19 protein-coding genes and 1 tRNA gene are annotated in these 24,653 nt (G+C 36.4%); 16 read left to right on the top strand and 4 right to left on the bottom strand.

Features of this window, described 5'->3' with window-relative positions; all coding sequences use genetic code 11:
* Window positions 1-33: 33 nt before the first annotated feature.
* Genes IGJ04_RS05095 through nifJ form a run of 3 tightly spaced genes read left to right on the top strand, consistent with a single transcriptional unit; the run spans window position 34 to window position 5,856 of the window.
* Entirely contained in the window at window positions 34-891 is an 858-nt protein-coding gene (locus IGJ04_RS05095; RefSeq protein ID WP_002365019.1) for a sulfide/dihydroorotate dehydrogenase-like FAD/NAD-binding protein, read from the top strand.
* On the top strand, window positions 884-2,302 hold the full coding sequence (gene gltA / locus IGJ04_RS05090) for an NADPH-dependent glutamate synthase (RefSeq protein ID WP_002370484.1): 1,419 nt from the start codon (window positions 884-886) through the stop codon (window positions 2,300-2,302). The genes IGJ04_RS05095 and gltA overlap by 8 nt, the downstream gene beginning before the upstream one ends.
* A 20-nt stretch (window positions 2,303-2,322) precedes the next feature.
* Window positions 2,323-5,856 carry a pyruvate:ferredoxin (flavodoxin) oxidoreductase gene (gene nifJ / locus IGJ04_RS05085; protein ID WP_438714405.1) on the top strand — a complete coding sequence of 1,178 codons (3,534 nt, stop codon included), beginning with the start codon at window positions 2,323-2,325 and terminating at the stop codon, window positions 5,854-5,856.
* A 36-nt stretch (window positions 5,857-5,892) separates the two neighbouring features.
* On the opposite strand, the gene IGJ04_RS05080 is transcribed toward nifJ, so the two are convergent.
* The gene (locus IGJ04_RS05080) at window positions 5,893-7,308 is read right to left on the bottom strand and encodes a TrkH family potassium uptake protein (RefSeq protein WP_010713181.1); all 1,416 of its coding nucleotides are present in this window, start codon (window positions 7,306-7,308) and stop codon (window positions 5,893-5,895) included.
* A gap of 369 nt (window positions 7,309-7,677) precedes the next feature.
* Here IGJ04_RS05080 and IGJ04_RS05075 point away from each other — a divergent pair, with 369 nt between their 5' ends.
* From IGJ04_RS05075 to IGJ04_RS05040, 8 genes are all read left to right on the top strand, one after another.
* Entirely contained in the window at window positions 7,678-9,195 is a 1,518-nt protein-coding gene (locus IGJ04_RS05075) for a flavocytochrome c (RefSeq protein WP_002356617.1), read from the top strand.
* 226 nt (window positions 9,196-9,421) lie between these two features.
* Window positions 9,422-10,006 carry a thymidine kinase gene (locus IGJ04_RS05070; protein ID WP_002356618.1) on the top strand — a complete coding sequence of 195 codons (585 nt, stop codon included), beginning with the start codon at window positions 9,422-9,424 and terminating at the stop codon, window positions 10,004-10,006.
* A gap of 11 nt (window positions 10,007-10,017) precedes the next feature.
* Window positions 10,018-11,091, top strand: a complete 1,074-nt coding sequence (gene prfA / locus IGJ04_RS05065; RefSeq protein WP_002356619.1) for a peptide chain release factor 1 — start codon at window positions 10,018-10,020, stop codon at window positions 11,089-11,091.
* A complete protein-coding gene (prmC, locus tag IGJ04_RS05060; RefSeq protein WP_070415724.1) occupies window positions 11,084-11,917 on the top strand; it encodes a peptide chain release factor N(5)-glutamine methyltransferase in 834 nt (277 codons plus the stop codon). Before prfA ends, prmC begins: the two co-directional genes overlap by 8 nt.
* 43 nt (window positions 11,918-11,960) lie before the next feature.
* The gene (locus tag IGJ04_RS05055) at window positions 11,961-12,983 is read left to right on the top strand and encodes an L-threonylcarbamoyladenylate synthase (RefSeq protein WP_033625648.1); all 1,023 of its coding nucleotides are present in this window, start codon (window positions 11,961-11,963) and stop codon (window positions 12,981-12,983) included.
* Between the two features lie 75 nt (window positions 12,984-13,058).
* A complete protein-coding gene (glyA, locus tag IGJ04_RS05050; protein ID WP_002356623.1) occupies window positions 13,059-14,297 on the top strand; it encodes a serine hydroxymethyltransferase in 1,239 nt (412 codons plus the stop codon).
* 131 nt (window positions 14,298-14,428) lie between these two features.
* On the top strand, window positions 14,429-15,058 hold the full coding sequence (gene upp / locus IGJ04_RS05045) for a uracil phosphoribosyltransferase (RefSeq protein WP_002356624.1): 630 nt from the start codon (window positions 14,429-14,431) through the stop codon (window positions 15,056-15,058).
* A gap of 105 nt (window positions 15,059-15,163) precedes the next feature.
* Window positions 15,164-15,436 (top strand): membrane protein, encoded by a 273-nt coding sequence (locus IGJ04_RS05040; protein WP_002356625.1) that lies wholly within the window; start codon window positions 15,164-15,166, stop codon window positions 15,434-15,436.
* Between the two features lie 73 nt (window positions 15,437-15,509).
* On the opposite strand, the gene IGJ04_RS05035 is transcribed toward IGJ04_RS05040, so the two are convergent.
* Window positions 15,510-15,746 carry a hypothetical protein gene (locus tag IGJ04_RS05035; RefSeq protein ID WP_002381528.1) on the bottom strand — a complete coding sequence of 79 codons (237 nt, stop codon included), beginning with the start codon at window positions 15,744-15,746 and terminating at the stop codon, window positions 15,510-15,512.
* 158 nt (window positions 15,747-15,904) lie between these two features.
* Between IGJ04_RS05035 and IGJ04_RS05030 the strand changes: the two genes are divergently transcribed.
* The 3 genes from IGJ04_RS05030 to IGJ04_RS05020 all read left to right on the top strand — a co-directional run bounded on the left by IGJ04_RS05030 (window position 15,905) and on the right by IGJ04_RS05020 (window position 20,825).
* Window positions 15,905-15,977, top strand: a tRNA-Thr gene (locus IGJ04_RS05030).
* A 1,558-nt stretch (window positions 15,978-17,535) separates the two neighbouring features.
* Window positions 17,536-19,614 (top strand): HsdM family class I SAM-dependent methyltransferase, encoded by a 2,079-nt coding sequence (locus IGJ04_RS05025; protein ID WP_104675248.1) that lies wholly within the window; start codon window positions 17,536-17,538, stop codon window positions 19,612-19,614.
* A gap of 2 nt (window positions 19,615-19,616) precedes the next feature.
* Window positions 19,617-20,825 (top strand): restriction endonuclease subunit S, encoded by a 1,209-nt coding sequence (locus IGJ04_RS05020; protein WP_057086440.1) that lies wholly within the window; start codon window positions 19,617-19,619, stop codon window positions 20,823-20,825.
* Between the two features lie 560 nt (window positions 20,826-21,385).
* Here IGJ04_RS05020 and IGJ04_RS05015 read toward each other — a convergent pair.
* Window positions 21,386-21,712: an AzlD domain-containing protein gene (locus tag IGJ04_RS05015; protein ID WP_002356627.1), complete on the bottom strand. Its 327-nt coding sequence runs from the start codon at window positions 21,710-21,712 to the stop codon at window positions 21,386-21,388.
* Entirely contained in the window at window positions 21,699-22,406 is a 708-nt protein-coding gene (locus IGJ04_RS05010; protein ID WP_002356628.1) for an AzlC family ABC transporter permease, read from the bottom strand. Before IGJ04_RS05010 ends, IGJ04_RS05015 begins: the two co-directional genes overlap by 14 nt.
* A 213-nt stretch (window positions 22,407-22,619) precedes the next feature.
* Here IGJ04_RS05010 and IGJ04_RS05005 point away from each other — a divergent pair, with 213 nt between their 5' ends.
* On the top strand, window positions 22,620-23,171 hold the full coding sequence (locus IGJ04_RS05005) for a helix-turn-helix domain-containing protein (RefSeq protein ID WP_002362234.1): 552 nt from the start codon (window positions 22,620-22,622) through the stop codon (window positions 23,169-23,171).
* Window positions 23,172-23,283: 112 nt separating this feature from the next.
* The gene (locus IGJ04_RS05000) at window positions 23,284-24,615 is read left to right on the top strand and encodes a hypothetical protein (protein ID WP_002409658.1); all 1,332 of its coding nucleotides are present in this window, start codon (window positions 23,284-23,286) and stop codon (window positions 24,613-24,615) included.
* Window positions 24,616-24,653 lie beyond the last annotated feature (38 nt).

Below are 24,653 nucleotides of genomic sequence, written 5' to 3'. Positions count from 1 at the left end.
TTAAGAAAGTAGGAGTCAGAATGAAAAGGAATGATGAAGGTAGGTATTTCAATGTTTAATATTCTTCAGTCGACTCAATTATCTAGTAATACATTTGATTTTTGGCTGGAAGCGCCAAGAATAGCGACACATGCCCAGGCTGGACAGTTTGTTATTTTAAGAATTGACGAAAAAGGAGAGCGGATCCCTTTAACGATTGCGGAGACAAATCCACAAGCAGGCAGTATTCGAATTATTTTCCAAGTAATCGGTAAGACAACAGCTGCACTTTCCCAACTTAAAACTTCCGACTCTTTGTTAGATATCACTGGACCTTTAGGTATGCCCACAGAAGTGAAGCAATATGGAACGGTGATGGTTGTCGGTGGCGGGGTTGGCATCGCGGCTATTTATCCAATTATCAAGGCTTTAAAAGAAGCAGGCAACCGAGTGATTACGATTTTGGGGGCACGCACAGCTGAGTTAGTTCTGTTACAAGAAGAATGCCGTCGTTATTCGGATGAACTAATCATTACAACGGATGATGGTTCATTAGGTAAAAAGGGCTTAGTAACAGAAGCGATGGAAGAAGTTATTGCACGTGAATCTGTAGCGTGCAGTTGGGCGATTGGGCCCAGCATCATGATGAAATTTTGTACCTTGACAGCTGAAAAACATCAATTACCAATTTATGTTTCCTTGAATCCTATTATGATTGACGGAACAGGTATGTGTGGCGGTTGTCGGGTCACTGTTGATGGCACCATGAAATTTGCCTGTGTTGATGGACCTGAGTTTAAAGGCAATGAAGTAAATTGGGATGAATTCATTAATCGAATGAAGCAATATCAGGAAGAAGAAGCAGTTTGCTTTACAGATCGTTTGAAAGAGCAGGTGGAGAAAAATGGCTAGAAAAAGTCGTATAAAAACACCGATTGCGGAACAAGCACCTACTATCAGAAAGAATAATTTTGAAGAGGTTTGCTTAGGCTATACATTAGCAGAAGGGCAAGAAGAAGCGATTCGCTGTTTACAATGTAAAAATGCACCTTGTATTGCTAAATGCCCCGTGATGATTGATATTCCTGGATTTATTTTAGCTATTCGTGAAGGAAACATGGAACAAGCAGCCGATATTTTAAGTAAATATACGAATTTACCTGCTATTTGTGGACGCGTTTGTCCGCAAGAGAAACAATGTGAACAAGTTTGTAAATTAGGGAAAGCCAAAAACTTTGAACCAGTGGCAATTGGCAAATTAGAACGTTTAGTTGCCGATTGGGCATTAGAAAATCACATGTTTCCTAAAAAAACAGCGGAACCAACAAAAGGGAAAATCGCAGTGGTCGGTTCTGGTCCTTCTGGGTTAACAGTTGCGGGGGATTTGGCAAAGCTCGGCTACGAAGTAATTATTTTTGAAGCGCTTCATGAAGCTGGCGGCGTATTAACCTATGGCATACCTGAATTTCGATTGCCGAAAAAAATTGTTAAACAAGAAATTGCGAGTATTGAAGCCTTAGGTGTAACAATAGAAACCAATGTGGTAGTAGGTAAAACGATTACGATGGAAGAAATAATGTCAGAGTTTGATGCCTGTTATCTATCGGTTGGTGCAGGGGCACCAAACTTTATGGGAATCCCAGGAACTAGTTTAAATGGGGTTTATTCTTCTAGTGAATTTTTAACACGAATCAATTTAATGCATAGCTATGAGTTTCCAGAATATGATACACCGATTAAACGTGCTAAAAATGTTGTTGTGATTGGCGGCGGGAATGTTGCAATGGATGCCGCTCGTTCAGCCAAACGATTAGGCGCTGAAAATGTGAATATTGTGTATCGTCGTTCGTTAGAAGAATTACCAGCAAGAATTGAAGAATACCACCATTCCCTTGAGGAAGGAATTAACTATTATTGGTTAACGAATCCAATTGCTTATTTAGATGACCAACAAGGAAATCTAGCCGGTGTTGAATGTATCAAAATGGTTTTAGGTGAACCAGATGTGTCTGGAAGACGACGGCCAGAACCGGTTCCAGACAGCACGTTTACCATTCCTGCTGATGCAGTAATCGAGGCAATTGGCCAAGGGGCAAATCGAGTTTTGTTATCAACATATCCAGAAATAGAACTAAACCAATGGGGTTACATTCAAGCTGATCCTAAAACGGGAGCAACCTCAATACCTGGCGTTTTTGCTGGGGGCGATATAGTCACAGGTGCTGCCACCGTTATTTTAGCGATGGGCGCTGGGAAAATCGCAGCTAATGCAATTGATCAGTATGTCAAAACACAAAAAACAACAGTCACAAGCAATGTTTAGGAAAGATAAAAGGTGAAAAAATGAAAAAAACAATGGATGGAAACACCGCAGCGGCTTATATTTCATATGCGTTTACAGAAGTTGCCGCTATTTATCCTATCACACCAAGTTCAACAATGGCTGAGTTGGTAGATGAATGGGCGGAAAGTGGTTTAAAAAATATTTATGGTCAAAAAGTTCAAGTTATTGAAATGCAATCAGAAGCTGGGGCAGCGGGAGTAGTTCATGGTTCGTTAAAAACAGGTGCGTTAACCACTACTTATACTGCTTCACAAGGTTTACTGTTGATGATTCCCAATATGTATAAAATCGCAGGAGAATTGCTACCTTCTGTGTTCCACGTGGCGGCTCGGGCAGTAACGACAAGTGCGTTGAGTATTTTTGGTGATCATGGCGATGTGATGGCTACCCGCCAAACAGGTTTTTGTATGTTAGCAGAATCGAGTGTTCAAGAAGTGATGGATTTGTCGGCAGTTGCTCATTTAGCTAGCTTAGAAGGTAGTTTACCTTTTGTAAACTTTTTTGATGGTTTTAGAACGAGCCATGAACTACAAAAAATCGAAGTGATTGATTATGATGACCTGAAAGAAATGGTGAATCAGGAAGCTGTAACTCGTTTTAGAATGGGAGGCATGAATCCTAATCATCCCACTGTTTCAGGGACCGCTCAAAATCCTGACATTCATTTTCAACAAAGAGAAACAGTCAATAAAAATTACGAAGAAATGCCAAAAATTGTTCAAAAATACATGAAAAAAATTAACAATCTTCGTGGAACAACGTATGATTTAACCGATTATTACGGGGTTGAAGATGCAACAGAAGTCATTATTTCAATGGGGTCGGCTTCGCCAGTAATCAAACAAACAGTCGACTATCTCAATCAACAAGGACGCAAAGTTGGTTTTATCAATATTCATTTATATCGTCCATTTCCTACCGAAAACCTTCTTGAAAAATTACCAGCTACAGTAGAAAAGGTTGCGGTTTTAGATCGAACAAAAGAATCAGGAGCCGAAGGGGAACCATTATTGCTAGATGTTCAAAGCGCTCTCTATCAACATGAAAATCGTCCAATTGTGATTGGTGGACGTTATGGGTTAGGTTCTAAAGACGTAGCGCCTAATCAAATTAAAGCGATCTATGACCATTTGTTATTGCCATTTAAAGAATTAAAACAACGCTTTACGGTAGGGATCGTTGATGATGTAACCTATCAATCATTGCCAGAAGAACCTACTTTAGATTTAACGCCAGATACTACCTTCCAAGCAAAATTTTGGGGCTTTGGTTCTGACGGAACTGTGGGAGCAAACAAGCAAGCGATTAAAATTATCGGAGATCATACCGACCTTTATGCACAAGCTTACTTTAGTTATGATTCTAAAAAATCAGGCGGTTTAACCGTTTCGCATCTGCGTTTTGGTAAAGAGCCAATTACTTCCACGTATTTAATTGAACAAGCAGATTTCATCGCTTGTCATAATGCTTCCTATTTGCATAAATACGACCTGTTAAAAGGTTTAAAAGATGGCGGAACGTTTTTACTGAATACTATTTGGGATCAAGAAAAGGTTCATCGTTTATTACCGGCTAAGTTAAAAAAATATATTGGGGAGCACCAAATCAAATTTTATATTATCAATGCGGTTGAGTTAGCTCGCAAAGTAGGCTTAGGTCGTCGGATCAATACAGTGATGTCTACTGCCTTTTTTGAAGTAACAGATATTTTAACGAAAGAGCAATATTTACCGTTACTTAAAGAAGAAGTGAAAAAGACTTATGGAAAAAAATCAATGGAAATTGTTGAAAAAAATTACCAAGCGATTGATGCTACCTTTGAATCGCTGCAAGAAATTGTAGTTCCAGAAGATTGGGCAACCATTGTTTTAGAGCCAGAAAATCAAGAGTCGGAAGCTCCAGCTTTTGTGACAAATATTTTAGAACCGATCAATCGTCAAGAAGGGGATCAGCTGACCGTTTCAGATTTGATTGAAAACGGAATGAAGGGCGGTGCCATTCCTATGGGCACTGCGGCTTATGAAAAACGTGGCATTGCGTTAGAAGTACCTGAGTGGCAAATGGATAAGTGTACGATGTGTAATGAATGTGCCTTTGTTTGTCCACATGCGGCTATTCGACCGTTTTTAGCGGATGAAGAAGAACTGAAAGAAGCACCTGCAGGTTTTGCCATGCGCGAAATGCGTGGCATAGATGGGTTGATGTATCGTATCCAAGTTTCTTTAGAAGATTGTACAGGTTGTGGTCTTTGTGTTCAGGCTTGCCCTGTGAAAGACAAGGCGATTTTAATGAAACCTTATGAAACTCAGAAAGAGCAAGCGATGAATTGGGCCTTTGCGATGACTCTTAAACAAAAAGCCAACCCAGTCAAAAAACTTTCTGTTAAAGGTTCCCAATTTAACCAGCCATTGATGGAATTTTCAGGTGCTTGTGAAGGCTGTGGCGAAACACCTTATATTAAGTTGTTGACGCAACTATTTGGTGATCGAATGATGATTGCTAACGCAACAGGCTGTTCATCAATTTGGGGTGGTTCGTCACCAGTGACACCATATACAACGAACGAATGTGGCCAAGGACCAGCTTGGAGTAATTCGCTGTTTGAAGATAATGCTGAATATGGTTATGGTATGTATATTGCCAATCGAACGAAACGTCAACATTTAGCTAGTCTGGTTGAAGAAAGTCTTGCTAAAAATGTCGGATCAGATTCACTTCAAGCCTTGTTAAATGATTGGTTGGAACACATGGCTGAAGGGGAAGGAACACAACAGCGAGCCACCAAACTAGCGGCGGCATTAAGTGAAGAAGCCGATGAAGATCCACTTTTAACAAAAATTTACGAACAAAAAGATTTACTAGTGAAAACGAGTCAATGGATTGTCGGCGGCGATGGTTGGGCCTATGATATCGGGTTTAGCGGCATCGATCATGTTCTTGCCAGTGGGGAAGATGTTAATATTTTTGTTATGGATAACGAAGTGTATGCCAATACAGGCGGACAAACATCTAAAGCTACACCAGCTTCAGCCATTGCCAAATTCTCAGCGGGTGGGAAACATACCTCTAAAAAAGATTTAGGGATGATGGCAATCACTTATGGGAATGTCTATGTTGCACAAGTGGCTTTAGGCGCAAACTCAATGCAAACGATTAAAGCAATTGACGAAGCGGAGCGGTACCCAGGCCCATCAATTATCATTGGTTATACCCCATGTATTAATCACGGGGTCAAAGGTGGAATGGTTCGGACGTTAGATCAAGCCAAAGAAGCCGTTGAATCTGGCTATTGGCCACTTTATCGCTATAATCCAGAGTTAGTTAAGAAAGGCAAAGATCCGATGGTCATTGACTACAAGAAAACAGATTTTGACAAAATGCGTGATTTCCTTGAAAAACAAACACGTTACTCTGCGTTGCATACAATTAAACAGAATCAAGAAGTAGTCGAACATTTACTTGATAAAACTAAAGAAGATGCAATTGAACGCTCTGAAAGTTATAACAAACTAGTCACACACATGAAAAAATAAAAAAACAAAGCCTCTTACTTGAGAGGCTTTGTTTTTTTATCCAATAATAATTTTTTCTGAAGGGTATTCGTAGCCTAAGTCACGTGTTTCTTTTGGTACAAAAATCATTAAGGTATAAAGCATACCAATACGTCCAATAAACATTAATAAGGCAATCATTAATTTACCTACTGTTGTTAAATCGTCTGTAATGCCTAAAGAAAGACCGGTTGTTCCAAAGGCAGAAGCGACTTCCACAATGATTGAAATCAAGGGAAGATTTTCAGTGGCTGACAAAAAGACGACAGCGAAAAAGCACATAATCAAAGATAACATGAAGACGACAATCGATTTTTTGACATCATCGTCATCTATTTTACGGCTAAAGACGCTAATATCATCTTCACTTTTTAAAAAGGCTAACAAATACAAACCAATAATCGCAACAGTCGTTGTTCGAACACCACCACCAACAGAGCTAGGACTACAACCAATAAACATTAACACAGAAAAAATAATCAACGTTGTAATTTGGAAGTCCCCTAAATCATTAATTTGGAGGCCAGCGTTTCGTGTAGTCATCGAATAAAACATCGAACTTACCCAACGGCCACTTTCATTCATTGTCAAAAATAGGTGATCTTTTTCTAATAAGTAAATCAAAATAGTCCCACCAATGAACAGAACAATAAACGCTAGCAAAGCAATTTTACTAAACAATGAAAAGCGGAAAGGCAAGCCTCGTTTCTTCTTGCGAAAGTTCTTTTTCTTAAAATGTAACCACTCATGAATTTCCAGTAAAACGGGAAATCCAATTCCGCCGATAAAAATTAAGAACATAATTGCCAGTAAAAAGAGATAATCATGAGCAAAAGGGATAATTGAATCACCTGAAATATCAAAGCCTGAATTAGTCACTGCAGAAATAGCTTGATAAAAGCCATAAAATATCGCATCTCGCCAGTTCGTATAATAACCACTTATATAAAAATAAATCGAAAAGAGCGAGCCGAAGATTACTTGGAACCAAATTAAAATCAAAAAAGTGGTGCGGATCAGTCGAACAATTCCGCTCAGTCGCGGCTGATTCATGTCAGTCATAATTAACTGACGTTGCTTTAATGTGATTCGCCGTTTTGATAAAATAAAAAAGACCGTTGAAATCATCATAATCCCTAAGCCACCAACTTGGAAAAGAACCTCCAATAAGACAATCCCACGATCATTAAAAACCGAATTAATATCGACTGTGGTGAGTCCAGTAACGCTGACTGTACTGATTGCTAAGAAAAATAAATCAATAAAGGGAACATGAGAGTCAGGTTCTCTGAAAATAGGGAGGCAAAACAATAAATAAGAAATAACCGTCATTAATATGTAATAAGCGACGATGATTTGAATAGATGAAAAATTTTTGCGAATAAATCGATCGCTTTTTCGCTGTGCCAGCCACAGCAAACGTGTATGGTTCACTAGATAACCTCCCAATTCTAATTAAACTAAGTATACCAAAACTTTTCGCCTCAAACGAATAATTCTGCCAGAAAATCCTTGAAATGACAAATAAAAATAAGAAATTCGTTAGAAATAATTGGAAAACATCCACAAACAAGCGAGAACATGATATTTTATGAAAGAATAGAAAAATAGGTTGTTCCCCAAACAACTTATTGCTAATTGGTCAGTTTGTCTAACGATACAACTTTAAAAAGTAGTGGTAGCTTTTTTATTTCGGTTGATATGTGAATGTGTTCACTTTATGTAACAAACTGTTATTTTTATTCAAATGAAAAATAAGAAATTGTGTTGGTAGAAATCAATAGTTTATAAGGTGGGAAAACAATGAAAAAAGTGTTAATGGGAGTTCTTTCCCTAGGGTTATTATTAGGTGCAGCAACAGGTTGTACAAGCGATCAAGAAAAAGCCGCTGGTAAAACAAAAGCATCTTCTGAAAAAACAGAAGCAACATCTGGTGCCTCTGCTAATGGTTATACAGATCCAAGCGAACTAAAAGACAGTTATGATGTTGTTATTGTTGGTTCAGGTGGTGCGGGGATGACCGCTGCATTACAAGCCAAAGAAGCTGGCATGAATCCAGTTATTTTAGAAAAAATGCCTGTTGCAGGTGGGAATACAATTAAATCGTCTTCAGGAATGAATGCTTCACAAACAAAATTCCAAGAAAAAGAAGGCATTAAAGATAGCAACGATAAATTCTTTGAAGAAACACTAAAAGGCGGTAAAGGAACCAACGATCAAGAATTACTACGTTATTTTGTTGATCATTCAGCTGAAGCAATTGATTGGTTAGATACAAAAGGAATTACATTGAGCAATTTAACGATTACAGGTGGAATGAGCGAAAAACGCACACACCGACCTGCTGACGGATCAGCAATTGGGGGCTATCTAGTTGACGGTTTAGTACGTAACGTTCGCGAAGAAAAAATTCCATTGTTTGTTGATGCTGACGTCACAGACTTAGTTGAAGAAAACGGTCAAATTGATGGCGTAAAAGTGAAAATGAAAGATGATAAAGAAAAAACAGTTAAAGCAAAAGCAGTCGTTGTCACAACAGGTGGTTTCGGTGCCAACGAAAAATTAATTACACAATACAAACCAGAATTGAAAAACTATGTTACAACGAACCAAGAAGGAACAACAGGTGACGGTATCCAAATGATTCAAAAAGTTGGCGGTGCGTTAGTGGATATGAAAGAAATTCAAATTCACCCAACTGTTCAACAAAGCGATGCTTTCTTAATTGGTGAAGCAGTTCGTGGAGAAGGCGCAATCTTGGCTTCTCAAAAAGGAGAACGTTTTGTTAATGAGTTAGATACACGCGACAAAGTTTCCGCAGCAATCAATGCCTTACCAGAAAAATCAGCTTATTTAGTCTTTGACCAAGGCGTTCGCGACCGTGCAAAAGCCATTGATTTCTATGATCAAAAAGGTTTCGTGGAAAAAGGTGAAACGATTGAAGAATTAGCTGAAAAAATTGGCATGCCTGCCGATACATTGAAAGCAACGATTGATACTTGGAACCAAGATGTTAATGCCAAAGATGACAAACAATTTGGCCGGACAACTGGAATGGAAGCTGACTTAAGCACAGCGCCTTACTACGCAATTAAAATTGCACCAGGGATTCACCACACAATGGGTGGCGTGAAAATCAACACGAAAACAGAAGTTTTACGTGAAGATGGCACACCAATTAAAGGTCTATATGCTGCTGGTGAATTAACAGGTGGCTTGCATGGCCAAAACCGTATCGGAGGCAATGCCATCGCCGATATTATCATTTATGGTCGTCAAGCAGGTACGCAATCAGCAGAATTTGCCTCTGCTCAAAAATAACTAGCATTAAAAAGTCTGAAATTGTAGTCAAATAACTACAATTTCGGGCTTTTTTATTGCATACTAGCAGGATCATTAGTTGGAGTATAAACAGCCCTGCTAAAATGACTTTGGCGTAGATTCTGTTTTTTTCAGAAAAATGCACGACCATTTTAGCTAAAAATACTGCTTTTTTGCTGAAAATATAGTAAAATACGTAAGGAACTAACGGAAAGGTGTAGTGAACATGGCTCAATTATTTTTCAAGTATGGCGCAATGAACAGTGGTAAAACCATTGAAATCTTAAAAGTAGCACACAATTACGAAGAACAAGACAAACCAGTTGTTTTGATGACCAGTGGACTAGATACACGTGATGGTGTCGGGAAAGTATCCAGTCGCATCGGATTACGCAGAGATGCTATTCCAATTTTTGAAGAAACCAATGTCTTTGACTTGATTAATGATTTGTCTTACAAACCTTTTTGCGTATTAGTCGATGAATGTCAATTTTTAAACAAGCATCATGTCATTGAATTTGCACGAATTGTTGACGAATTAGATATTCCAGTAATGGCATTTGGGCTAAAGAATGATTTTAGAAATGAATTATTTGAAGGCTCAAAGTATTTACTTTTATATGCAGACAAATTAGAAGAATTAAAAACGATTTGCTGGTTCTGTCATAAAAAAGCAACTATGAACTTGCACTATATTGATGGCAAACCCGTTTATGAAGGGGATCAAGTCCAAATTGGTGGGAATGAAGCCTACTATCCTGTTTGTCGCAAACATTATTTTCATCCAAAAACAGTGAATGAAGAACAGTAAGGAGAGACACTATGTACGATCAATTACAATCTATTGAAGATCGCTATGAGGAATTGGGCGAATTATTAAGTGACCCAGCAGTCATTAGCGATACAAAACGTTTCATGGAATTATCGAAGGAAGAAGCTAATACACGTGAGACGGTTGAAGTTTATCGCCGATATAAACAAGTTGTTGAAGGGATTAGCGATGCCGAAGAACTTTTAAGTGAAAACTTAGATGCGGAAATGGCCGAGATGGCGAAAGAAGAACTTTCTGATTTGAAAAAAGAAAAAGAAGTGTTAGAAGACCGCATTAAAATTTTATTATTACCAAAAGACCCAAATGATGATAAAAATATCATCATGGAAATCCGTGGTGCAGCCGGTGGCGATGAAGCCGCACTTTTTGCTGGCGACTTATTTAATATGTACCAAAAATATGCAGAAGCACAAGGGTGGAAAGCGGAAGTTTTAGAAGCGAACGTCACTGGAATCGGTGGATATAAAGAAGTAATTATGATGATTTCAGGAGATAACGTCTTTTCAAAATTAAAATACGAAAGTGGCGCTCACCGCGTGCAACGAGTTCCTTCAACAGAATCACAAGGACGGATTCATACATCGACAGCAACCGTTGTAGTTATGCCGGAAGCGGAAGAAGTCGAAATCGAATTAGCTGATAAAGATATCCGTGTCGATATTTATCATGCAAGTGGCGCTGGTGGACAGCACGTCAATAAAACCGCTTCGGCTGTTCGATTAACCCATTTACCAACAGGAATCGTGGTCGCAATGCAAGATGAACGTTCACAGCTAAAAAACCGTGAAAAAGCAATGAAAGTTTTGCGTGCTCGTGTGTATGACCAAATTCAACAAGAAGCACAAAGTGAATATGATGCTAACCGTAAATCGGCGGTGGGGACCGGAGATCGTTCAGAACGAATCAGAACGTATAACTTCCCACAAAATCGAGTAACGGATCATCGTATTGGTTTAACCATCCAAAAACTAGACCAGATTCTTGCTGGCAAATTAGATGAAATCATTGATGCATTAGTCTTATATGATCAAACATCGAAATTAGAAGAGATGCAAAATGGCTAAACGTTACTTTGAAGTCCTTAACTGGGCTTCTTCTTTTTTAGAGGCGCAAGGCAAAGAAGGCTATGCTATTCGCTATGTTTTTTTAGAACGTAAAGGTTGGGATAAAACGCAGTGGCTCCTGCATATGCAAGAAGAAATGCCCAAAGAAGAAGAGAAACAATTAAAAACGGATTTAGCCCAATTATTGACAGATTACCCAGCACAATATTTACTAGGACAAGCTGAATTTTATGGACATTCCTTTATTGTTAATGAACATACTTTGATTCCTAGACCAGAAACAGAAGAATTAGTCGAGCGTTGCTTAAAAGCCAATCCAGATACTCCTTTGACGGTCGTGGATGTCGGAACAGGGACAGGTGCCATTGCGATTAGCTTGAAACTGGCACGGCCCAACTGGCGAGTTATTGCCATTGATCTTTCAGAGAAAGCGTTGACTGTCGCTAAACAAAACGCGCAAGCATTAGGTGCTGGCATCGAATTTTATCATGGGAATGGCTTACAGCCAGTTGCTTCTGAAAAAATTGATCTGCTTATTTCTAATCCGCCCTATATTAGTGAACAAGAATGGCATTTAATGGATGCAAGTGTCCGAACGTATGAACCTAAAACCGCTTTATTCGCTGAAAATAACGGTTTGGCTTTATACCAACAATTAATTCATGAAAGTCAAACGATGCTTAAAGCAGACGGTAAAATTTATTTTGAAATAGGGTTTCAACAAGGCGCGGCCCTCCAAGAATTATTGAGCGCCGCCTATCCACAAAAAACAATTAAAATTGAAAAAGATTTATCTGGCAACGATCGCCTCGCGATAGCCGAGTAACTAAGGTTCTTCGTCGCCACTTTTCTAGAAGGAGCGATTTGCAATGGAAACAAAAAAATTAACCAAACAAGAAATAGCCCAAGCAGCAGCAGCCATTCAAGCAGGTGAGCTAGTGGCTTTTCCAACAGAAACTGTTTATGGCTTAGGTGCCGATGCCTTAAATGAAGCGGCAGTAAAAAAAGTTTACCAAGTAAAAGGCCGCCCCAGTGATAATCCATTGATCGTTCATGTGAACAACGTTGAAATGGTCAAAAAATACGTGGCGACCTTACCAGAAGTCGCTACAAAATTGGTGTCTGCCTTTTGGCCGGGACCATTAACTTTAATTTTTAATGTGCCTAGCGATACATTTTCTAAAACAGTAACAGGTGGTTTAGAGACAGTCGCTTTTCGTATGCCAGATAACCAAGCGACCTTAGCTTTGATTGAACAAGCCAATGTTCCATTGGTCGGACCAAGTGCGAACACTTCTGGCAAGCCTAGTCCAACATCTGCAGAGCATGTTTATCATGATTTGCAGGGGAAAATTGCTGCCATATTAGATGATGGCCCAACGCAGATTGGGGTGGAGTCAACGGTCTTGGATTTAACGGCGGAAGATGGTGTGCCAGTTATTTTACGACCAGGAGCAATTACCAAAGAGCAGTTGGAAAGCATTATTCCCCAAGTGAAAATCGATACACATTTAATTAGCGAAAATGCAGCACCCAAAGCGCCAGGGATGAAATACAAACACTATTCTCCTGATGCGGAAGTTTGGATTATAAGCGGTCAAACAGCAGAATGGCAAGCGGCGATTCAGCAAGCAAAAGAACAACAGGAAAAAATCGGCTTATTTTTAAGTGATGAACAGGCAGCACAACTAGATACAGAAAATGCGTTTGTTTATTCCTATGGTGCAGAAACGGTTGAAAATGCCACAAAAGAACTATTTGCAGGGTTAAGAGCGTTAGATGAGCAAGGAGCTACCACGATTTTTGCGCAAGGATTTGCAGAAACTGGTTTAGGCACTGCTTACATGAATCGCTTGAAAAAATCAGCTAATCAAAAATTTTTTGAAAAATAAGAGGTATTTGTAACGAAGCTGACACAGAAGTATGATACAATCAGACAAAAGAAAACAAAATGGAGTGTTGTTTGAATGGATTACAAAACGTATGACCCAGATTTATGGAATGCAATTGCAAGAGAAGAAGAGCGCCAAGAAAATAACTTGGAACTAATCGCATCTGAGAATGTTGTGTCAAAAGCAGTTATGGCTGCCCAAGGAAGTATTTTAACGAATAAATACGCAGAAGGTTACCCTGGCAAACGGTACTATGGTGGTTGTGAATTTATCGATATCGTAGAAAATTTAGCTATCGATCGTGCCAAAGAATTATTTGGTGCAAAATTCGCGAATGTACAAGCCCATTCAGGTTCTCAAGCCAATACAGCGGCATACCTTTCATTGGTTGAACCAGGTGATACCATTTTGGGGATGGATTTATCAGCTGGTGGTCACTTAACACATGGTTCGCCCGTTAACTTTAGTGGAAAAACCTATAATTTTGTCAGTTATGGAGTGGATCCTTCAACAGAAGTAATCGATTACGATGTTGTGCGAATTTTAGCAAGAGAACATCGTCCAAAATTAATTGTTGCTGGCGCAAGTGCGTATTCACGAACGATTGATTTCAAACGTTTCCGTGAAATCGCTGATGAAGTAGATGCCAAGTTAATGGTTGATATGGCGCATATTGCAGGCTTGGTAGCTTCAGGGTTGCACCCAAATCCAGTTCCGTATGCTGATATCGTAACAAGTACGACCCATAAAACATTGCGTGGTCCTCGTGGCGGTTTAATTTTGACAAATAGCGAAGAATTGGCGAAAAAAGTAAATAGTAGTATTTTCCCAGGCATTCAAGGTGGCCCATTGGAACATGTGATTGCCGGAAAAGCCGCAGCTTTTAAAGAAGCATTGGATCCAAGTTTTGCTGAATATAGTCAGCAAGTGATTGCAAATGCGCAAGCGATGACGAAAGTTTTCAATCAAGCGCCAGAAGCTCGTTTAATTAGTGGGGCAACAGACAACCACTTATTACTGATTGAAGTGACAGGTTTTGGTTTAAATGGAAAAGAAGCAGAAGCTATTTTAGATAGTGTAAATATTACTGTCAATAAAAATTCAATTCCGTTTGAACAATTAAGTCCATTTAAAACAAGTGGTATCCGTATTGGAACGCCTGCGATTACTTCACGTGGTTTTAAAGAAGAAGATGCGGTAGAAGTTGCTAAATTAATCGTTCAAGTTTTAAAAGATCCAGAAAATACAGCAGTTCATGATGAAGTCAAAGCAGCTGTAGCAGCGCTAACTAAAAAATATCCATTATATAACTAACATCAGGGATAGCTGAAGCGCGATTCTCTGTACAAATAAGAGTCGGAGCTTAGGATTTAAGGAATTCAACTTGTGTCCTAGGCTCTTTTGTTTTACAATAAGAAAGAATAAAATAATGAAGGAGAATAGATATGGGAAAATTTCAAGTAATTGATCATCCGCTAATTCAACACAAACTAACAATGATTCGCGAAAAGAACTGTGGGACAAAGGTTTTCCGCGAAGTTGTCAACGAAATTGCTATGTTAATGGCTTATGAAGTATCACGGGATATGCCTTTAGAGGATGTTGTCATCGAAACACCGATGGGTAAATCAACACAAAAAACACTTTCAGGGAAAAAAGTAGCAATCATTCCTATTTTACGTGCCGGCATTGGCATGGTTGATGGGATTTTAGAATTAATTCCAGCAGCGAAAGTTGGACACGTTGGACTTTACCGTGATGAAGAAACATTGCAACCACATGAATACTTCGTGAAATTACCTGAAGACATTGCAAGTCGTCAATTATTTGTTGTTGACCCAATGCTAGCAACAGGTGGTTCCGCAATTATGGCCATCGATTCATTAAAAGAACGTGGTGCTAGCAACATTAAATTTGTATGTCTAGTGGCCGTTCCAGAAGGTGTGAAAGCTTTACAAGAAGCGCATCCAGATGTAGATATTTATACAGCAGCTTTAGATGAGCGCTTAAACGAAGACGGCTATATCGTTCCTGGTTTAGGGGATGCTGGTGACCGTTTATTTGGAACAAAATAATAACAAAAAACCGTTAGATAACCGATTATGGTTACTAACGGTTTTCTTTTGCTTGAAGAACTTTTCTAGGTGTATAATAAAAAATAAAAAAACAAAGGAGGAGCTATGAAAAAGAATAAAAAAGTCTTACACGCTATCGCTGTGATTGCTAGTGTGATGTCAGTTTTGATGTATGTTTCATATATTCCACAAATTTATGGAAATTTACATGGGGAAAAAGGCAATCCGACGCAACCATTAGTGGCAATGATTAATTGTATTTTTTGGACGATTCATGGGTTATATGGAGACGATGGAGAAACACGAGATAAGTCCATTATTTTTGCTAATGTGCCCGGAATTATTTTTGGTTTTTTTGCGTTTATTACAGCATTATAGTTTCCGATGAATTGGAAAGTATTCCAATTCTGTACATAAAAAAGAGCGGGGGAAATTTCCCACGCTTGAAGAATTAAATCTTTTTCAATTGTTTGTAATTAATAACAATCACACCATTGCTGTGCACCATTAAGTGATTGTTTTTTTGCGTTTCGTCAATTTCGACGACAGCGGCATTTTTTAATTGCTTCGTAACAACGCCTGTTTGTGGCTGTCCGTGAACAAGAAAAGTAACATGGGTGTCAACGGCGAAATCCTTACCAGCATCCGATGGAACAACAGGAGTAACCATACCATTAAAATTTGACATACAAAAAACCATCCTTTCTTGATATCTCTATTATACCACATTTTCAGAAAAAAGTTTGTAAAGTCGCTATTTGGCTTATTTTAAAGAGATTTTGCATAAATAAATAACAAACATACTTTACAAATAAAGTAGAAAGTCCTATAATAGATTTGTTTCAGGCCAGCTTAGCTCAGTTGGTAGAGCAACGCACTCGTAACGCGTAGGTCACAGGTTCGATCCCTGCAGCTGGCATAGATTGAAAAGGCAAATACACCAAGCCATAAAGGTAATTGGTATATATGTCTTTTTTGTTTTGGAAGTTTGCAATGCCTATAATTGCCTACTTAATTAAAAATTAGTATTAAAACGTGTTATTTTATAGGTCCGAAATATCATAATTATCAAATTTGTCGCTCATTGATTTTTGAGAAATTAGGGTATAAATGACCAAAGGTTTCAATGGTTGTAGGAATAAAAGAGTGACCTAGTCGTTCTTTTATAGTAGTATTTTTTTGTTATTATGAATAGTAAGAGCTACGTGTGAATGTCTAAAGTCATGTAATTTTATAGATTTAAAATTTAAGTGGTTTCTCACTATCAATATTTTGAAAATTATTTGTTAGTAATTTTGCTTGTATTTCTTGCTATTTTTTGACATGGCGGTTATTTTTGTGTTGATAGTAATATATTTATTGCTGCTTTCTGTTTTTTGTGTGGTTGTTACGTAATAACCATTAATTAGTTTAGCACTTTTGTTTATATGGACTGTTTGATTATAAAAATCAATATTACTCCATGTTAAAGCAATCATTTCTCCTGCACGCGTTCTAGAAAAAACGCTAACTGGTACAACACTTTTAAAAATAGTTTATTCTTATCAACGTGAGAAAAAAGCTGTAAATTTGTCTAAAGTCCAAAAATCAATTTCTTTTTTTGTATTATTAACTTATCTGTTTTGTTATAAGAAATTTCATAGGATAACTTTTCTTTTATAGCTATGTTAAATAATTTCTGTAGATGAATAATAATCATATTGGGAAAGATTCACTTGAGTATATTAAAGCACAGAAAAATTATGTGGTAATCTATAAATCAGTAAAATTTAAATAGTAAAAGAATTGTATTATACTTCTTTTTTAGAAAAGAAGGTGCTGTTTGTTTTAGATGATACATTTTTGTTTTTAAGAGGAAATTCTGAAATGATCTATGACTTTAGTGAAAAAAAGATGCTATAATATTGGTGACAGTATTTATATTAACTTCTTGTCCTTTCTAGTTAGATACAACAAGTGAAGAATTTAAAGATAGAATTATTTAAAATTGAGATAATTTTTAAGAATAAGATTACAAGAAAATGGATTTTATTTTTTTCTTTATCATGATAAAGAATCTAATAGATATTCAGCGGATATATGGGTTCTTCATGAAAGTAAGGGTGGTAAACCATACCTATGTAATATTTTTGATGGAAATAAAGACTTAGTAAATTTAGAAAATAAAGAATTTTTTAATAGTACTAGTGCAAATATGAATTATAAAATAGTACGGTTAAGTTAGGGAAATTCAAATAAAAATATATTTAAGATATATATATTTAGGTGTCATTTCCTAATAACATGTTTTTATTAGTATTTTGTATGTTGTATACTTTAGAGGTTAATAAAGAATAAAATGATTGCAATATATATTCCTCTATGGTTCATAGATTTATGGTATAATCAAAATTAGAGAGTTTAAAAAAGGAGAATTTAGTATGAATAAAATAAATAAAAATTCATTGGGGAAACCATTTGTGGAGTGAGGTGGCGTAATGTCTAAGTCAATTGAAGAAAAAGTTGAAGAGTACTATAAAAAATATCTGGATGAATTGGGAATTACATACTATGGTAAAACACAAGCAGAAATGATGAGTAAAAGTATTGCAAAAGCTTTTACTTCCGCACCATCGAAGTCTGGCGGTAGTGGAAACAACTATCCTGATATCATGCTTATGCTTAATTCAGAAAAGGAAAATCGACATATACCAGTTATCATAGAAGCGAAAGGCTCTAAAGATAAATTAGAAAAGATTGATAAAGATGGTGTAATCGTTCAAGTTATTCCTTGGATGAGTGATTCAAAAGTAGGTGCTAAAAATCCTCATAAAAAGGGTGACCCTAATACGACAGCAATTACTCAATTTGCTGTTAATGGTGCTTATCATTATGCTAAGAATATCCTTGAAAGTAGTAGTTCAAGTTATGATGAAGTTATTTTTATTGGAGTTAACGGAACTGATCTTGATAAAAATAACAGGTTAAAGAATCCTGAACAGAAAGCTTACTATTTGTCTAAACTTAACAAGTTACAACCTAAGCATATTGCGGATTTAGATAAAGTTTGGGATTTATTTAAGAAATCAAATTTGGACCAGTTATTTTCTATTTTAGATAGATTAACGTTATCTGAAAAAGAACTTGAAGCATTAACTCATAAAACAGAAGATGAACTCGAAAAAGCTGTTAAGAAAATTCATCAAGAAATTTACGATAATACTTCTCTGAAAAATGCTTTAAGCACTAATGAGAAATTGTATTTGTTTTCTGGGTTAATCATGGCTGGTTTGCAAACAGTTGGAGTTAGTCGGTTAACACCAAGTAACCTAGAGGGGAACAGTGATAGAGATGATAATGATGGGCAGACCATTTTACGTAGAATAAAAAGTTTCCTGAAAAAACGTAAAGCTGATTCTCATAAAATAGCTATGATTGAAGATTTATTGAGACCAATTTTTACAAAGTCAATTTTATGGAAGCCTACTAATGGTGAAACACTAATCAAACAGATTTTTACCGATATTTATAATGATATCATCCCCTTACTAGAATCTGATCTACAACTAGATTTTACAGGTAAGATTTTAAATTCTCTTAACGATTGGGTGTCTATTGACAATGATGTTGCTAATGATGTGGTGTTGACGCCTCGCTATGTTACAGAGTTGATGGTTAAGTTGGCACGTACAGATATGGATTCATATGTTTGGGATACAGCTATGGGGTCTGGCGGATTCTTGGTTTCTGCCATGGATGTCATGTTGAAAGATGCACGTTCTAAGATTCAAGACAAAGAAAAGCTAACGAATAAAATAGCTCATATTAAGGAACAACAGTTACTAGGAATTGAATTGCTAGGTAATATTTATATATTGGCTATTCTTAATATGATTTTAATGGGGGACGGTTCAAGTAATTTAAAAAATGGAAATTCCCACGAATTATTTGAAAATGAAAATTTTCCTGCTAATGTCTTTTTACTTAATCCTCCGTATTCTGCGTCAGGAAAAGGATTTAATTTCGTAGAAGAAGCATTTTCGAAGATGGATAAAGGCTATGGTGCTGTACTGATTCAAGAAAATGCGGGTTCTGGTCAGGGATTACCTTATACTAAGCGAATTTTAGAGAATAATTCATTAGTAGCTTCAATTCACATGCCAACCGATTTGTTTGGAGGGAAGGCTAGTGTTCAGACTGCTATATATGTATTCAAAGTGAATGAGCCACACAATGAGAAACAAGCCGTCACTTTTATAGATTTTTCCGAGGATGGTTATTCACGTCAAAATCGAAAAAAATCAAGCCAAGCTGTTAATTTACGTAATACAGATAATGCAAAGGAACGTTATCAAGAAATCGTAGATATTGTATTAGGTAATATACCTGATACAACTTATTACACTGTCGATAATGGAAAAGTTATTAAAGACAAGATTAGCTTAGAGGGGAATGATTGGACATACCAAGACCATGTTAAAGTTGAAGCAATCCCTGAAATAGATGATTTTAGAAAAACAGTTAGTGATTTTCTATCATGGAAAGTTAGTCAGTTATTAAAGAGTCAGGGAGAATAATTATGCCTAGTTTAAATGATAGAGAATGGGGACGATTTCGTATAGGAAATTTGTTTGAAAAACTTCCCTTAAAGCGTATTAAAAAGACTTTTGATAAGAAAAAAGACCTGTCAAAAGTACAGACTGTAGAGTTCAATTTACCACTTATCAATGCTAAAGTCGGTGATAATGGTATTATGTATTACGGCAGAGAGAAAGATTGGGAATCTGTTGAAATGACTATAGATATTGTAAATGATGGTGCAGTTTCTACTGGTATGGTATATGCTCAACCGCAGAGAACGGGCACATTATATAATGCTTATCAAATAAGGCTTAGAAAAATATCACCAACATACCGTCAACTTCTATTCTTACAACAGTGTTTACAGAAAAATATACAATTAAAATTTGACTATTATAATAAAGCTACTTGGGATAATAAGGTTGAAAATGAGACAATTCTGCTTCCACTAATTTCACAAGTAGATCCAAAAAACTATTCTCAATCAGATATTGATTGGCAATTTATGGAGGAGTTTATAGAAGAGCTGGAAATTGAACGTATCCAAGAGTTAAAAGAATATCTAATAGCAACTCGTCTGAACGATTATCATTTATCAGATGATGAAAAAGTCTTGTTAGACTACAAACCACAGTTTAAACCATTCAAACTAGCGTCAACCTACTTTATGAGAGGAAAGAAAGTAGCTGTCGATGAAAATGGAATATTTGATATTATCTCCACTAAGAAAAAGATCAATGCTAATAGTGTATCATTTGATGGTCAATATCCTTATGTAGCTCGTGGGGAAAGTAAAAATGGTATTCGAGGCTATATTAATTTTGATGAAAATTATTTAAATCCTGAAAATACGATTTCATTTGGACAAGATACTGCTACGATGTATTATCAATCAGAACCTTATTTTACAGGAGATAAAATCCAAATATTTCAACTAAATAAAAAGTTTGGAATATTGACTGAAAATACTGCTCTGTATATCATCAGTTCAATGAAAAAGGCATTTGCTAACTTTAGTTGGGGACAGCAGTCATTTGCCTTGGATGCTATCTCTGTAATGAATATAGAGCTACCGGTGGATAATAAAGGTGATGTTGATTTTGAATATATGGATAAATATGTTCAAATTATTAAGAAATTAGCGATAATTGATGTTGTACAGTTTAAAGATGATATTATTGAAAATACCAGAAAAGTAATTATTTAAGTAAAAAAGACGATTTTTGAATAGTATTTCCCTTTTTTTGTATTATCGTTAATGCTATGTGTTTGATGTATTTTAGTGTATATTTTCTTTATTTTAAATAATTCTTCAAATATAACTTTGTAGAAATATAGTGGTTTAATGCAAAATGAATTGCAGAATCCAGAAATATTTCTTTTATACAATCCTTTGAGAGTTTTTTTAAAATTGTAAAAATGATAGATATTATGATAGAAAGTATATCTTATGAGCTTATTAAGCATTGTGAAAATTATAAATAATTCATCAATGATAGCTAGAAGAACTTAAACTGTTATAGTGCGGTTTAATTGGGTTTTCAATTTAATGGAATAGCTAATAGTTATATGTCTGAAAACTTACTAAAACATATTTATAAAATTAAGCATATTTTATTTTTTATAAAAATATATTGATGTTGAAGTGTTTATATCGAAATATGCTTTAACATTTACCCGTAACGCGTAGATAACAGATTCGATCTCTGCAGCTGGCATCTAAAAAAACAAACAGGCACTACCAGATGGTAGTGCCTGTCTGTTTTTTTAGATAAAATTTTGGATTAGTGCAAATGAAGCAATGCCTACCAGTACAATAAGTAATAAGTTTTTAGAGAGTATTGCGGCTAAAATGGTAGGAAATGAAGCGAATAAATAAGGAAGATTGAGGCTTGGTAAATGCCCTATTCTTTGTTCAAATAAGCTACTAAACCATAAGGCTGACATAATCACAATGGGAACAAAACTTAGATATTCTAATAATTTCTGTGGCAGACTGATTTTTTTTAAAAGTAAAAATGGCAGTATTCTTGAAAGCCAGGTTGCAACGGTACAGCCTAAAATTGTTAAAAAGAGATACTCAGAAGAAGGCATGTTTTATCATCACTCCTATTCCACAACCGATTAACGTGACAACTAAGACAATTAAATTACTGGGAATAAAAATTAGACCAATAGACATCAACCCAAAAGTAATCAGGACCATGATGAGTTGTAAAGCGATTTTCATGGAACGATCACTAATTATCTGCAGATAGAGTAAACCAATGAACATAGCCACGACCGCAAACTCAAGACCTAATGCTTGAGGGTTTGCAATAAAGCGCCCTAGATAGGCACCGATGATCGTCGAAAAAACCCAAGTCGCATAGGAAATCAAATTGGCAGCATTAAACCACTCAAAACTTAAACGTCCTTTGGTATGGTTTAATTTATTCATTCCTAGTGCAAAACTTTCATCCGTCAGTAAGGTTCCCAACCAGAGATTTTTACCGAGAGATTCGGCTTTAAAGTAAGGCGCAATGGTCATTCCCATAAGAATCATACGCGCATTTACTAAGAAAGTCGCTAACACAATAGATAAGATAGGGCTGCCGCCAGTCAACATACTAACTGTTACAAACTGAGCAGATCCTGCAAAAATAAAAAACGACATCGCACTAACAATCAGAGGGGAAAAACCTGCTGCTTGTCCTACGATACCAAAAGCAATGCCAATACCAATATAGCCAAAAACCGTTGGCAAGGCTTCACGAATGCCAGTGCGTGCATCTAATTGGTGGTTCATTCTCTTTTTTTCCTTCTTTCTGTATAAAATTTAAACACGTGTGTCTGAAAATCTAGACCTTCGATAATAAGACACAACGAGCGAATGAGCGTTTTCATTATTAACCACTCCTTTTGAACAACTAAGATATATATTGTATAATACAATAAAGAATACTTTTGTTCAATATATTAAACTTTTGGATGATAAAAAGAAACAGAAGGAGCAACTATTTTGGAGATTAATACAATTATTGGCAATAATTTAAAAAAAATTAGACAAGAAAAAAAACTTACGTTAGATGAACTAGCTGGGATAACCGGAGTGAGTAAAGGGATGCTTTCGCAGATTGAAAAAGGAACCACCAATCCTACCATAAATACAATTTGGAAAATAAGTAATGGACTCAATGTTCCATATACGTATTTATTAGAAGATGATTATGTTAAAGAAAATCCCGTGGTTAAAAAAACTGAGACGGTAACACAACATTCTGAAGATCACTCCTATCGAGTCTTTAATTACTACTCGGACAACCAGGAAAGAAACTTTGAACTCTTTCAGTTTGAATTAGATCCAGGGAAAAAGTATCAAGCTGTTGGGCATTCAAAACGTTCGACAGAATATGTCATGGTTATTCAAGGAGCATTAGCTCTTGAAGTGGGCGGTCAGAGATACCTTCTTCCAAAAGACGCCGCTATGTATTTTGATGCTAATCAAGTACACACGTATATAAATGACGGAACAGAGAAAGTCCAAGCTGTCGTCATTAACTATTATACGTAACAGTGGAAAATAAACATTAGGAAATTGCTGCATCTGTTATTTTATGGACAAAAAAAGTAAACAATGCTACCCTAAAAATAATAGAAAATGAAAGATAAAAGAAGAGGTCAAAATGAATAAAAAAATTGAAAGTCTTGGTAATACAGCATTAAGTTTACTAAGTAATACGATTATTGTTGTGCCTTATTTACTTTACATTCAATTGAGTGATGGACACAACCTTCTAACAATTTTACCATTTGTCTTATTTTATACATTGCGTATGACAGGCATTTTTCTGGTTCGAGGAATTAATTTGTCTTTAACTAGTCTAGGTCTACTAAAGATTTCTCTATTGTTAGGCTTGGCAGGCTCCTTAATTGGGATTGCCGGCGCTTATTCTTTCCCGCTTTATAGTATTTCAGGAATGTTGTTAGGACTTAGTGGAGCGTTGTTGCCACCAAGTAATCAATCAATTCGCTTTTTCTTAAAAGAAGAAGGTCAAAAAATCAGTCATAGCAATCTTTTAACGACAGTCTTATTGACCGCTGTTTTATTTGGCGCTTTATTTTTTAAAGCGACTGAGATTGGACTGGCGTTATTGGTGTACGCGCTCTATTTTCTGGTTGCTTTAGTAGCAATCAAGAGCTATCCTGTTTCATTAAACGAGCTAGAAGAAGAATCAGCAGAAGTTTCACGAAAAGAATTAATTCTGTTTGTTATCTTTTTTGTGTTATTACTTTTATTAAGAAGTGGTCGCTTATTAACGAATGCGGTGGAATTTGATTATGCGATTGTTGGCGCCTGCTGTTTCTTTGTGGTGGCTGTCCTTTTCGTTAGTCATTATGGCAAACGCGGTGCGTATAAAGTATCATTAGAAATGAATCTTGCGACCTTGATTAACGGGATTGTCGGGAACTATTTATTTTTATTTGGCTCCATTTATGTTGCAGGGGTTTATGGCAGAGCTCATATGGGCATCTATCTCTATTTACCTTATGTTTTAGGGATGATTTTTGCAATGATTGTAGCTAGTAAAACGAAACAATGGTCAAACAACATACCAATGGTTGGTCTGGCGGGAAGTTTGGGAATATTACTTCTTACCTCGTGGACTATTTTAGGCCTGTTTCTCTTGAGTTTTTTCAAAAGCACATTGAATAGCTTTTTAGCTAGGCGATATTATCAAGAGACAGATTTGCCAAAAGATAGCCGCATCCTTATCAAATATACAACACAAACAAAAGGGAGTTTATTCCATCAATTTATTTTGATGGCGCTTATGTTAGTCACTGTAGTAGGCAAAGGTGGCACGACACAATTTTTATTAGAATTGACTGGCGGCAAAGGCATTTCAATGCAAACAAGTCAATTTTTAACTTTAATTAAAAATAGTAACTCGCTCTTAGTGTTATTGTTTATTGCAGTTTATTTCGTGGTCGTTTTTCGTCAAAAGAAACGATAATTTACAAATATTCATAAAAAAAATACTTGGAAAAACAG

The organism is Enterococcus sp. AZ050 (assembly GCF_051715085.1).
Classification (GTDB): Bacteria; Bacillota; Bacilli; order Lactobacillales; family Enterococcaceae; genus Enterococcus; species Enterococcus faecalis.
Note: the sequence above shows the minus strand (reverse complement) of the source record. Positions and strands in the feature narration are given on the sequence as shown.